Source organism: uncultured Lamprocystis sp. (genome assembly GCF_903933125.1).
Classification (GTDB): Bacteria; Pseudomonadota; Gammaproteobacteria; order Chromatiales; family Chromatiaceae; genus Thiodictyon.
This window is the reverse complement of record NZ_CAIZIZ010000350.1, coordinates 1-12,120: the sequence shown is the minus strand read 5'-3', so window position 1 is coordinate 12,120 and position 12,120 is coordinate 1. Positions and strand designations below refer to the sequence as shown.

Sequence of the window (12,120 nt, the reverse complement as noted above, 5' to 3'; positions counted from 1 at the left end):
CGATTACGACAACGACAACGATTGTATTCATGACCCGCGTCGGGGCCCCGCCTCACCGCACCTTGACCCGCGTCAGTTCCTGCCCATCCGGGCTCATGACATGGGTCGAGCAGGCCAGGCAGGGGTCGAAGCTGTGCAGGGTGCGCAGGATCTCCAACGGCTGATCGGCCACCGCCACCGGGGTGTTCAACAGCGCCGCCTCGAACGCGCCGATGTTGCCCGCCGGGTCACGCGGCGAACCGTTCCAGGTGGTGGGCACCACCGCCTGATAATTCTCGATGCGTCCGTTCTTGATGACGATCCAGTGTCCGAGCGCGCCGCGCGGGGCCTCGGTGGTCCCGACCCCGCGGGCCTCGCGCGGCCAGGTGTCCGGGTCCCATTTGGTGATGTTGGCGGTGGCGCTGTCGCCGGCCTTGATGTTGGCGACCAGTTTGTCCTGGAAATAGCGCAGCTTGTGCACCGCCCAGGAGGCTTCCAGACCGCGGGCGGCGGTGCGCCCCAGGGTGGAGAAGAGCGCGGCGACCGGGAGATTCAGATCGGTCAGCACCTTCTCGACCGGCTCCTTGAACTCCGGGGTGCCCTGAGCGTAGCCGATCACCCAGCGGGCCAGCGGACCGACCTCCATGGCATGGCCGCGCCAGCGCGGCGCCTTGATCCAGGAATATTTTGCGCCCTCGTCGATCTCCTGAATGTTGGTGCGCGTGCCCTTGGTGTTGGGGCCGAGCACGAAGTTGGGTTCGGTCACGCCGTCCCAGGGGTGCAGGCCCTTGTTTTCATCCTTGTAGCTGTACCAGGAGTGGGCAACGAACTCCTGAATCTGCTCGGGGTCGCGCAGATTCACCTCATGGACCTCGCTCAGGTTGCCGTTGATGATGGCCCCGCGCGGCAGGAGTTGGTTGGCCGCGGAATTGTCATTGGCCCGTTCCGGGATGTCGCCGTAGGACATCACGGATTGGCTGGAGAGCCCGCCGCCGAAGGTCCAGTCCTTATAGAAGGACGCAATGGCCAGCAGATCCGGGATGTAGACCTGATCGATAAAGTCGATGGTGCGGTCGATGATGGACGACACCAGATTCAGTCGCTCCATGTTGATCGCGCCCACGGCCCCGGTGCCGTCGACATTGATCGCGCAGGGGACCCCGCCTACCAGCCAGTTGGGGTGGGGGTTCTTGCCGCCATAGACGGTGTGGATCTTGACGATCTCGCGCTGGAAGTCGAGCGCCTCCAGATAGTGGGCAACCGCCATCAGGTTGGCCTCCGGCGGCAGTTTGTACGCCGGATTGCCCCAATAGCCGTTCATGAAGGGGCCGAGTTGCCCCGACTCCACGAAGCGCTTGAGCCGGTTCTGGACATCTCTGAACCAGCCCGGTGAGGATTGCGGCCAGGCCGAGATCGACTGGGCCAGGGTGGACGTCGCCTTGGGGTCGGCCTTGAGTGCCGAGACCACATCCACCCAATCGAGCGCGTGCAGGTGATAGAAGTGCACCAGGTGGTCGTGTGACTGGAGCGTCAACTGCATGATGTTGCGGATGGAGTTGGCGTTCTCCGGGATCTGGATGCCGAGCGCGTCCTCCACCGCCCGCACCGAGGTCAGGGCATGGGTGCCGGTGCAGACACCGCAGATCCGCTCGGTAAAGGCCCAGGCGTCGCGCGGGTCACGGCCCTTAAGGATGACCTCGAGCCCGCGCCACATGGTGCCGCTGGACACCGCGTTGCGGATCACATTGTTTTCGTCCAGGTTCACCTCGCAGCGCAGATGACCCTCGATGCGGGTCACCGGGTCCACGACGATGCGGGTGCCGGAATTGTCCAGGGTGAAGCCGTTGGGGGTCTGGATGCTCATGAACGGTCCCCTGTCTGTTTCTTGCTCTCGCCGGGCTCACTGTCGCCGAACTCGGCCGGTTTGCTGATGCGCTTGATGGCGGAGACCGCCGCATGGGCGGCCACGGCCGCGCCCACGGTGCCGGCCGCGACCAGACCGACGCGATCCGCGTTGGCCTCGATGCCGAAGACCCGGGTGTCGGTCACATGGTCGTAGAAACTGCCCTTGTCCCAAAAGCCGTCCTCGGAGCAGCCGATGCAGCCGTGGCCGGACTGGATCGGGAAGGACACGCCGTTGTTCCAGCGCACGGTGGAGCAGGCGTTATAGGTGGTCGGTCCCTTGCAGCCCATCTTGTAGAGACAATAGCCGCGGCGCGCGCCCTCGTCGTCCCAACTCTCCACGAACTGGCCGGCGTCGAAGTGGGGCCGGCGGTAACATTTGTCGTGGATACGCTGGCCGTAGAACATCTTGGGCCGGCCCTGACGGTCCAGTTCCGGAATGCGCTCGAAGGTCAGCATGTAGGTAATGACCGCGGTCATCACCTCCGCGATCGGCGGGCAGCCCGGCACCTTGATGATGGGTTTGTCGTGGATGACCTGGTTGATCGGCACCGCGTGGGTGGGGTTGGGATGCGCCGCCTGCACGCAGCCCCAGGAGGCGCAGGAGCCCCAGGCGATCACCGCCTTGCAGTCGGCGGCGGCCTCTTTGAGCTGTTCGAGGAAGGGGCGCCCGCCGATGATGCAGGACATGCCGTCCTGGTTGAGCGGGGGGTTGCCCTCGACGGCCAGGATATAGTTGCCCCGGTACTTCTCACGGATCTCTTGGATGATCGCCTCGGCCTGGTGGCCCGAGGCGGCCATGATGGTGTCATCGTAGTCCAGCGAGATCATCGACAGCACCACGTCCTTCACCAGCGGGTGGGCCGAGCGGATGAAGGACTCCGAGCAACAGGTGCACTCCAGTCCGTGGAGCCACAGCACCGGGATGCGCGGTTTGGTCTCCATGGCCGCCACGACTTCGGCGGCGGTCGCCGGGCTCAGACCCAGGGCCGCGGTCGTGAGGCTACAGAACTTCAGGAAACTGCGGCGGGTGATCCCCTGGCGCCGCATGACCTCATAGAAGGTCTCGGTGGTCGGCATGTGCTCATCCCCTCAAGGTGTCGGCCGCCGGCGATCGCCGGGGCTGGGCGCGCAGCACTCAAATGCAAACGCCGGGCCAAGAGTCTGGAAAAGACAAAGATAAAATCGTAAACAATGGCTTGCAAGACAGATTGATGTCGGATTGGTCTGTCAACTATCAAGTATTTGGCCAGGTTTGTGCCATCGTGCGTAAGCTTAATTTACACCTACCTGGTGCGTCGGGTAGTTAACTAAGGCACGATGTCGCGCCAGTGCGCCACGCCCTGGTCTGGCGGCCGGCCGATGACATGGGGTCGCAGTAATTCCAGGTTGGGGCGGTATCAGCCGATCCTTAAATAGGCGGATGCGGCGCGCGCGACCGCCGTGCCGGGTCCCTGACACCCGAGCCGCGCGCCTTATCCGCCCTACACGGAGCCGGTTTTGTAGGGTGGATCAGCGCAGCGCATCCACCATCGACCTCGCCGTCGGCACGCTGCCGACGGTGGCCACCCAGATCTGGAATTGCTGTGGGGGTCGAGCCCCTGCTTTTTGTGCCGAAAACGCAACATTTGTCACGGGTGTCTCTTTTTTTTCTCGATCGTGTTGCAAAGGGCGCGTGCGTCCTCTATGATTAGCCCTGCAAAGCACGATTGCTTTTGGTTTATGCAGTCCTTGTTGCTAAATCCACAACAGCGGAGATCCCGATGAACAAGAAGTTACTCACCCTGGCAGTCGCTGCCGCCATGGCCGTCCCGGCCATCGCCTCTGCCGAAGCCATCATGTACGGCAAGGTCAATGTTTCGCTTGACTATATCGATGTCGAGCAGAACGCCACCTTCTTCCGTCCCGGACGGCAGGTTGGCCCCACGTTCAGCATGTTGACGTTCAAGGGGGCTGGGACCTACAACACCGGCGTCAATTTTGGTAGCTTAAACCCGGTCGGAACCTCTGCCGCCGGCTTGGGAAGTTTGACGACAGCAAACCTGAGTAACGAAGCGACGGCTGCCTACTACGACGCCGCGACAGCCGCTCTGAATTCGGGTAGGACTCAGGCACAGGCGCAGGCAGCCGGTGTCGCAGCCGCGAATCTGTATAGCACCAACCCCAACCTGTTTCCCGTGAACAGCCCAGAGCGCGCCACCCAGATCGCGAACATTGCGATGGCGCAAGAGGATGCCTTCGCGAGCAATGGGGCGGCGGCGGGGTTCACGTCGCTGGACGGGTACTTTACCAACCAGTTTGACCTGATGGACCAGAATTTCGCGCTCGGTAAGATCACCGAGAGTCAATACATGGCCGGAGTGGCGCGGCTTGCAACGCTGGAGCAGCTTGCGGTCGCATCGGCAGCGACCGGGGCCTTCCGGGCCGGTCAGTCCTTCAAGGGTTGGGGCATGGACCAGAGCTGGTTCGGACCCGCCTCGCGCCTCGGCGTCAAGGGCTCTGAAGATCTGGGTAACGGTCTGAAGGCGGTGTACCAGATCGAACTCGGCGTCGACATGACCAATGCTTACCGCGATGCCAATATCGCCAATGGTAACCGCGCTGACGGTTTTGCCTTCCGGAACACCTTCGTTGGCCTGGCCGGCGACTGGGGTACCTTCTTGATTGGTCGTCACGACACCCCGCTGAAGATCTCCACCGGTAAGCTGGATCTCTTCTCCGACACCCTGGCGGACTACAACAACACGATCGGCTACCAGGATCTGCGTGCCGACAGCGCGGTGGCCTATGTGTCCCCGAGCTGGAGCGGCTTCCAGTTCATGGCGGCCATTGTTCCGCAGGGCGGCGCGACCGCGCTTGGCGTGTTCAACGAAAATGAAGACTCCCTGGCTGGCGCCTACTCCCTGGCGGCGATCTATAAGAATGGACCTTTCTATGGATCGGTTGCCTACGAGTCGCTGGAGGCCGAGAACTTTGCGTCTGACAACGCCAATTACGAGCTGCTGTACGGCGTCGGCATGACCGCCGAGGCGGACAACAAGTGGCGTGTTGGCTTGGGCCTGCTGGACTGGAACGGCTTCAGCCTGACCGCGATCTATGAAGATCGTGAGCACATCCTGGGTGCCCCGGAAGACGCCGACGGCAATTTCTTCCAGGTGCAGGCCGGCTATGCCTTCGGCAACAACATGATCAAGGCGATGTGGGGCCGTGCCGACCTGAACCGTTGCGCCGATCCGAACAACGTTGGCTTCCGCTACACCTGCCCATCGAGCGCCTTGGGTGAGTACTTCGCCGACAGCATCCTGGTCCAGAACAACGAGAAGAGTTCTTGGGCCGTCGGATATGACTACAACTTCAGCAAGCGCACCTTCGCGTTCGTCCAATACACGCAGGTTACGGATAACATTGAGGATGCGGACTGGAGCGGCTTCTCGATCGGCATGATGCACAGCTTCTGATGATGTAGAAGCCCGCCTGCGGGCGGCCAGGGATGGACTAAAAGCGGGGCCTTCGGGCCCCGTTTTTTTGTGTTGAGGCTAAGCGGAGTCGATGGGCGGCAATTCCATATTTGGGCGGCAACCCGCGATCCCCCTGGTGGATGCGGCGCGCGCGACCGCTGTGCCAGGTCCCTGACACCGAGCGGCGCGCCTTATCCACCCTACAGCGGAGTCGGTTTCGTAGGGTGGATAAGCGTAGCGCATCCACCACCAGCCTCGCTGTCGGCGGGGCCACCCGACACAGATGTTTTCTTCATCTGTGTTCATCTGTGACATCTGTGGACAAATCCAAATCCGGGTGACCGGTTCGGCCGGAGCGACGATCAAGGCGCCAAGCTCGCCAAAAAACACAACAAGCCCGCCGCGGTCACTCCACCTTCAGCGTCTTTGGTCCCTGAGGCGTCCCCAGGATCAGCACATCGGCTGGCCGCAAGGCGAAGATCCCGACCGTCACCACGCCGGGCAGATTGTTGATCTGCTGCTCCAGTTTGGCGGGCTCCAGGATGCTCAGGTGGTGGACATCCAGGATCAGGTTGCCGTTGTCGGTGACGAAGCCCTCACGCCACACCGGGGTGCCGCCCAGTTGAACCAGTTGCCGGGCGACCAGGCTGCGTGCCATGGGGATGACTTCCACCGGCAGCGGGAAGCGGCCGAGTACGTCCACCAGTTTGGTCTCATCGGCGATACAGACAAAGCGCGCGCTTGCCGCCGCCACGATTTTCTCGCGCGTCAAGGCCCCGCCGCCGCCCTTGATGAGCTGTAACTGACGGTTGGTCTCGTCGGCGCCGTCTACATAGAGCGCTAGATCGCCCACGCCGTTGAGGTCATAGACCGGGATGCCGTGGCCTTTCAGGCGTGTCGTGGAGACCTCGGAGCTGGACACGGCGCCGTCGATCCGGCCCTTGATGGTCGCCAGCGCGTCGATGAAGTGATTGACCGTGGAGCCGGTGCCCACGCCGATGATGCCGCCTTCCACATAGGCCAAGGCCGCCTGGGCCGCCTGTTTCTTTTGCTCGTCTTGTTGCATGGATGGACCTCGCTGAATCCGACGATGAACCAAGGGGTATCATAGCCACTTCCGCACCTCTCGCCGCTGAAGGTTTATGCATGCCGGAACGCTACATCGAACGGATCCTGAAGGCGCGGGTCTACGAGGTCGCCCGGGAAACGCCCCTCACCCTGGCCGCTCAACTGTCGTCGCGCCTGGGCAATCAGGTGTTTCTCAAGCGCGAGGACTTGCAGCCGGTGTTCTCGTTCAAGCTGCGTGGGGCCTATAACAAGCTGGTGCACCTGAGCCCGGAGGTACGCGCCCGCGGGGTGATCGCGGCCAGTGCGGGCAACCATGCGCAGGGTGTGGCCCTGGGGGCGGCGCGGCTGGGGGTCGCCTCTACCATCGTCATGCCCCGGACCACCCCGGCCATCAAGGTCCGATCCGTGCGTGCCTTGGGCGGTAAGGCGGTGCTCTTCGGTGATTCCTATGACGACGCCTATGCGCATGCGATGGAGTTGGTGGCGGAACGTGGGTTGACCTTCGTTCATCCCTTCGATGATCCGGAGGTCATTGCCGGGCAGGGCACCATCGGCATGGAGATTCTGCGCCAGCATCCGCGGCCGCCCGATGCCATCTTTGTCCCGGTGGGCGGCGGCGGTCTGATCGCGGGGATCAGCACCTATGTGAAGTGGCTGATGCCGCAGGTGCGGATCATCGGTGTGGAACCGGAGGACGCGCCGACCCTGCACGCGGCACTCGCGGCCGGGCGGCGGGTGGAACTCCCGCAGGTGGGTCTGTTCGCCGACGGGGTGGCGGTGCGGCTGATCGGGGAGGAGACCTTCCGGCTGGCACGCACCCGGGTGGATGAGGTGATCCTGGTCAGCGCGGACGAGATCTGTGCCGCGATCAAGGACATCTTCGATGACACCCGTGGTATCGCCGAGCCCGCCGGGGCCTTGGCGGTGGCGGGTCTGAAGCGCTACGTGGAGCGCACCGGCTGTCGTGGTGAGCATCTGGTGGCAATCGAGAGCGGCGCCAATGTGAATTTCGACCGTCTGCGGCATATCGCCGAGCGTGCTGAGCTGGGCGAGCGGCGCGAGGCCCTGTTGGCGGTTGAGATTCCGGAGCGGCCGGGAAGTTTCTTCGCCTTCTGCCGGGTGATCGGCAGGCGTCAGATCACTGAGTTCAATTATCGCTATGCGGATGCGCAGCGCGCCCAAGTCTTCGTGGGCGTGGAACTCGGCCGCGGCGATGAGGAGCGCGCCGAGTTGATCGAGCGGCTCATCGAAAAGGGGTTCGGGGTGCTGGACATGACGGACAACGAAACGGCCAAGTTGCACATCCGCTACATGGTGGGCGGTCATGCCCCCGGCATCGCGGCCTGCGGGGCGGCCGAGACCCTGGTGCGTTTCGAGTTTCCACAACGCCCCGGTGCTTTGCTCGATTTTCTGACCGGACTCGGCAAGCGCTGGAACATCACGCTGTTTCATTATCGCAACCACGGCGCGGCCTACGGCCGGGTGCTGATGGGGGCGACGGTGCCGGCCGATGAACAGGCCGCATTCCGCCGCTCGCTCGACGATCTGGGCTATCCGCATTGGGATGAGACCGATAACCCGGCGTATCGGATTTTTGCGGGGCGCTTGCCTGGCTCCGATACCGGTTGATCCATTACAGTCGTTGTCGTTGTCGTAATCGGAGAATTGATTCAATGTGGGCATGAGCAGCCTGATATCTATCGGCTTTCGATTCGCCATGTCGCCAGGGCAGACAAGTCCGCCAGGCGTTTGACAGGCTACAATCGCCGGTCACGGGACCAGCGTATCGTTGCGCTGCTTGCGCCTCGATCATCGTGCCGGTCGGCGTCTGGGCCTGCCGCACTGGAGATGCGGCTTTACTGTGAAAGTGCGTAGTCAGGCCATCCTGGCCTGACGGCGTCGGGACTGGAACGGTCAGGGCTGGAAGCCCTGACTACGCAGCCTCGCACGCCGCTCCCACAGGGTCGCTGTGCGACTTTCACGCTAAAGCCTCGACCGCCGGTCTTCTTGCGGCCGGAGCAATGATCAAGGCAGCTGCTTTTAACGCTCGGACGGCGCAGCGGTGCGGTTCGAGAGCGTATCCTCGTGGGTGTCGAAACTCGATTACGACAACGACAACGACAACGACCGAGACGCCCACGGCGTTCCCTAATGGCCTTGGTCACCTGATGCTGCTGCTTCGCCGATAGAGTCGCCGTTCGGTTGCCACTGCGTCCAGCGGGATGTCCCAGGGTTGGGGTTGAATGCGCTCCACCCGCTGGCATTCATGCGCAATGCCGATGAGGCGCGGTCGGTGCCAGCGGGTGCGTTGCCGCAGGAAGCTCAGGGTGCGGTCATAGAAGCCGCCGCCCATGCCGAGACGGTTGCAGTCGGCATCGAATCCGACTAATGGCACCAGGATGAGGTCGAGTGTCCAGGCGAGCGCCAGTCGTCGTTGCCGCCTCGATGGTTCCGGTATGCCAAAGCGATTGGCGCGCATCGGCTCGCCGGGTCGATAGCGCAGGAACCAGAGTTGACGGCGCTTGCCAGGTCGCAACATCGGCAGAAAGCCGCGTCGGCCGCGTTTGATGGCTGATTCCAGGAGGGGTCTGGGGTCCAGTTCGCCATCCGCGGGCCAGTAAGCGGCGACCCGGCGAGCGTTCAGGAAGGCGGGCGCGCATCCAAGCGTGCGGGTCAAGGCGATGGTGTGGTCGCGTTGTGCTTGGGGGGAGAGTCGACGCCGCGCCGCGCGCAGATCGCGCCTTGATGCTCTAAGAACGCTTTGCGTGACAGATCCAACCACTAAAAAAGGGGACACCCCCCGCCGGTGCCGTCGTAACCTTTGTTCTTGAACCGTAGGGTTCAAGTGGGAACAGTCGCATCGGCTTCAGGCTTTCCGCTCGGGGCGGACTTGCGCAACAGCCTCAGGGTCATGCTCCCGGGGTACAAATTAGGCTCAAGAAAATACCCAGGCCATGGTCGAACACTACAGGGGGTGTCTGAGGAACAGGCTATACCCTTTCGCTCGACGAGTCCAGACCCGCTTCTGCGGAAAGCGCTTCCCCGATCCGCTCCTCCACTCGGGCCAGTCGCCGCGCGAGCTCCCTGTCCAGGCCGGGCTGTCCGTTTTGCACCTGCAGCAATTCATGGACGATGTTCAGCGCGGCCAGGACCGCGATGCGATCGGTGCCGATGACCCGTCCGGTCTGGCGAATCTCGCGCATCCGGCTGTCGAGGAAGCGCGCCGAGGCCAGCAGTTCGTTCTGTTCCTCGGCCGGACAGGCGATCCGGTAGTCCTTGTCCAGAATCTTGATGTCGACTCCGATGGGTTGTTCAGTCACAGGCTCTCCTCCATCGCGCGCAGCCGCGACAACATGGCCTCGACCCGACTGCGCGCCTGTTCGGTTTTTTCGATCAACTCCCCGCGCTCCGCGACCAGAACGTCCTGGCGGGCACGCAAGGAGGCGTTTTCCTCTCGGAGGCGACGGCAGAGGTGGATCAGGCCATCCACCCGGCGTTCGAGCTGATCGATGTCGAAATTGGCCAAGATGCGGGGCTCCCAAGCAATTTTACGCACTATAGAAGGGGTGCGAGGCAGGGTCAATCAGGCCGAAGCGCGTGCTATGATCGCCACCGACACAAAGGCGGGCACCGCGGCGCCCGACCCCCACCGGCTAATCGGAGGCTGCCACGGATATTCACCCCCATCAGAGCGGGGATCAGAACTGGAATCAGATCGGGCAACTGCTCGAGATCAGCGCGCTCTCCCCGACTCCGAGCGAGGCGCAGGGCATCCTGTGCGGTCTGATCTGCGGCGGTGAACCGCACCCGGAGCGCGTCTGGCTCAACCAGTTACTGCAAACGCCCCAGGCGGATCCTGACCAGACCCCGGTCCTGGACGTTGCGCAGGGATCAGGTCTGATCGATCCACGCTTCGCGGCGGCGCGCGATGGGCTGCACGCGCTGGCACAGCGCACCCTGGATGAGATCCAGGGTCCGGATATCGGGTTTACGCTGCTGCTGCCCGCCGACGACCGGCCCCTGGTCGAACGGGCAACCGCCTTGTACGACTGGATCCGCGGCTTTCTGTTCGCACTGGGCGTGTTGGGGGTCTCCGCGCCGGATCTCTCCGCGCAGGGCCGCGAGGTCTTGAGCGATTTCGCGACCCTCACCCGGATGGATTTGGATGCGCTGAGTGAGGGCGAGGAAGATGAAGCGGCGCTCGCCGAGTTGATCGAGTTCGTCTGGGTGGCCGCCATGTTGATCCATGACGAGCGGGGACTCCCCCGCCAGGAGGCGCGGTGACGCCCGCCGAGTTCCAGCGCCGTCGCCGCGCTTTGCTCAAGTCGATCGGCCCCGCCGGACTCGCGATCCTGCCCGCCGCGTCCGAGGTGATACGCAACCGGGACGTTCACTACCCGTTTCGCCAATCCAGCGACTTTACCTATCTGACCGGGTTTCCTGAGCCCGCTGCGGTCGCCGTCTTCGCCCCTGGCCGCAAAGAGGGTGAATTCATTCTGTTTTGCCGTCCCCGTGACCCCGAACGGGAGCAGTGGGACGGCCGTCGGGCCGGCGTGGAGGGGGCGGTCGCGACCTATCACGCGGCCCAGGCGTATCCGTTGAGTGACCTTGACGGGCTCATGCCGGGGCTGATCGACGGGCGTGACCCGCTTTTCTATCCCATCGGTGCCGATCCGGCGTTCGACGCGCGGGTGTTGGGCTGGGTCAATCAGGTGCGTGCCAATGTGCGCAAGGGGGCGTCCCCGCCCGAGACGTTCGTGACCATCGAGGCCGTGCTGCACGAGCAGCGGCTCAGGAAAAGCCATTCCGAAATCAAGCGGATGCGCCGGGCGGCACGGATCTCCGCCGAAGCGCATCGGCAACTCATGCGCCGCTGCCGTCCCGGTCGGGTCGAGTCGGAGCTGGAGGTCGAGTTCCAGCACCACTGTGCCCTACAGGGTGCCCGCTTTCAGGCCTATCCAACGATCGTCGGCGGCGGGGTCAACGGCTGTATCCTCCATTATGTGGAGAATGACGCACGCCTTGCGGACGGCGATCTGGTGCTGGTGGATGCGGGCTGCGAGCTCGGCGGCTACGCCTCCGACATCACCCGGACCTTCCCCGTCAACGGTCGCTTCAGTCCGCCCCAGCGGGAACTCTACGAACTGGTCTTGGCGGCGCAGCGGGCGGCGATCACCCAGGCGCGTCCCGGAAACCGCTGGATCGACCCCCACGAAGCAGCGCTGAAGGTGTTGACCGACGGGCTGATCCGGCTTGGCGTGCTCGTCGGCAAACCGAAGCAGTTGATCAAGGATGAAGCCTACAAGCCCTACTACATGCACCGCACCGGCCACTGGATCGGCATGGACGTGCACGACGTCGGACACTACAAGCAGAATGGCGCTTGGCGTATCCTGGAGCCGGGCATGGTGTTGACCGTGGAGCCCGGACTCTACATGCCGGCGACCGACGCGGTTCCCGCGCCCTATCGGTCGATCGGTATCCGGATCGAGGACGATGTGCTGATCACCGAGGATGGTAACGAGGTTCTGTCCGCGGCGGCACCCAAGGACCCGGACGCGATCGAGGCGGTGATGGCGGGAGGATCGTAGGTAACTCGTCTAGCAGCCTGTCGGACTTAGCCCCTAGGATGAGGGCATGAGTCAACATAAAGACTTTTTGTTGCTCCACAATCTAACGTAAGGTGATTTCCGCGAAAAATCCAACCCGTAGG

General features: G+C 63.3%; 10 protein-coding genes and 1 other RNA gene. 4 read left to right on the top strand and 7 right to left on the bottom strand.

Going from position 1 to position 12,120, the window contains the following annotated elements; translation table 11 throughout:
* Window positions 1–52: 52 nt before the first annotated feature.
* Together QZY03_RS18095 and QZY03_RS18090 are read right to left on the bottom strand one after the other, a co-directional pair.
* A complete protein-coding gene (locus QZY03_RS18095; protein ID WP_295583525.1) occupies window positions 53–1,843 on the bottom strand; it encodes a nickel-dependent hydrogenase large subunit in 1,791 nt (596 codons plus the stop codon).
* Window positions 1,840–2,961, bottom strand: coding sequence for a hydrogenase small subunit (locus QZY03_RS18090; RefSeq protein ID WP_295583524.1), 1,122 nt, complete (start codon window positions 2,959–2,961; stop codon window positions 1,840–1,842). Before QZY03_RS18090 ends, QZY03_RS18095 begins: the two co-directional genes overlap by 4 nt.
* 683 nt (window positions 2,962–3,644) lie before the next feature.
* Here QZY03_RS18090 and QZY03_RS18085 point away from each other — a divergent pair.
* A complete protein-coding gene (locus QZY03_RS18085; protein ID WP_295583522.1) occupies window positions 3,645–5,339 on the top strand; it encodes a porin in 1,695 nt (564 codons plus the stop codon).
* A gap of 406 nt (window positions 5,340–5,745) precedes the next feature.
* On the opposite strand, the gene rpiA is transcribed toward QZY03_RS18085, so the two are convergent.
* Window positions 5,746–6,405, bottom strand: coding sequence for a ribose-5-phosphate isomerase RpiA (gene rpiA / locus QZY03_RS18080; RefSeq protein WP_295583520.1), 660 nt, complete (start codon window positions 6,403–6,405; stop codon window positions 5,746–5,748).
* A gap of 80 nt (window positions 6,406–6,485) precedes the next feature.
* Here rpiA and ilvA point away from each other — a divergent pair, with 80 nt between their 5' ends.
* Window positions 6,486–8,036 (top strand): threonine ammonia-lyase, biosynthetic, encoded by a 1,551-nt coding sequence (ilvA, locus tag QZY03_RS18075; RefSeq protein WP_295583518.1) that lies wholly within the window; start codon window positions 6,486–6,488, stop codon window positions 8,034–8,036.
* A 532-nt stretch (window positions 8,037–8,568) separates the two neighbouring features.
* Here ilvA and QZY03_RS18070 read toward each other — a convergent pair.
* The 4 genes from QZY03_RS18070 to QZY03_RS18055 form a co-directional block, all read right to left on the bottom strand.
* Window positions 8,569–9,189: a 5-formyltetrahydrofolate cyclo-ligase gene (locus QZY03_RS18070; RefSeq protein WP_295583516.1), complete on the bottom strand. Its 621-nt coding sequence runs from the start codon at window positions 9,187–9,189 to the stop codon at window positions 8,569–8,571.
* A gap of 11 nt (window positions 9,190–9,200) precedes the next feature.
* Window positions 9,201–9,384, bottom strand: a non-coding RNA gene (gene ssrS / locus QZY03_RS18065) — 6S RNA.
* Between the two features lie 13 nt (window positions 9,385–9,397).
* Window positions 9,398–9,727 carry a cell division protein ZapA gene (locus tag QZY03_RS18060; protein ID WP_295583514.1) on the bottom strand — a complete coding sequence of 110 codons (330 nt, stop codon included), beginning with the start codon at window positions 9,725–9,727 and terminating at the stop codon, window positions 9,398–9,400.
* Window positions 9,724–9,933 carry a TIGR02449 family protein gene (locus tag QZY03_RS18055; RefSeq protein WP_026199087.1) on the bottom strand — a complete coding sequence of 70 codons (210 nt, stop codon included), beginning with the start codon at window positions 9,931–9,933 and terminating at the stop codon, window positions 9,724–9,726. Before QZY03_RS18055 ends, QZY03_RS18060 begins: the two co-directional genes overlap by 4 nt.
* A 149-nt stretch (window positions 9,934–10,082) precedes the next feature.
* On the opposite strand from QZY03_RS18055, the gene QZY03_RS18050 reads away from it, so the two are divergent.
* A complete protein-coding gene (locus QZY03_RS18050; RefSeq protein ID WP_363168534.1) occupies window positions 10,083–10,691 on the top strand; it encodes a UPF0149 family protein in 609 nt (202 codons plus the stop codon).
* Entirely contained in the window at window positions 10,688–11,998 is a 1,311-nt protein-coding gene (gene pepP, locus QZY03_RS18045; RefSeq protein ID WP_295583511.1) for a Xaa-Pro aminopeptidase, read from the top strand. The genes QZY03_RS18050 and pepP overlap by 4 nt, the downstream gene beginning before the upstream one ends.
* Window positions 11,999–12,120: the final 122 nt, after the last annotated feature.

Excerpts from the sequence above, each read along its gene's own strand:
- QZY03_RS18095 (WP_295583525.1), bottom strand. The coding sequence starts at position 1,843 with ATGAGCATCCAGACCCCCAACGGCTTCACCCTGGACAATTCCGGCACC.
- QZY03_RS18090 (WP_295583524.1), bottom strand. The coding sequence starts at position 2,961 with ATGCCGACCACCGAGACCTTCTATGAGGTCATGCGGCGCCAGGGGATC.
- QZY03_RS18085 (WP_295583522.1), top strand. The coding sequence starts at position 3,645 with ATGAACAAGAAGTTACTCACCCTGGCAGTCGCTGCCGCCATGGCCGTC.
- rpiA (WP_295583520.1), bottom strand. The coding sequence starts at position 6,405 with ATGCAACAAGACGAGCAAAAGAAACAGGCGGCCCAGGCGGCCTTGGCC.
- ilvA (WP_295583518.1), top strand. The coding sequence starts at position 6,486 with ATGCCGGAACGCTACATCGAACGGATCCTGAAGGCGCGGGTCTACGAG.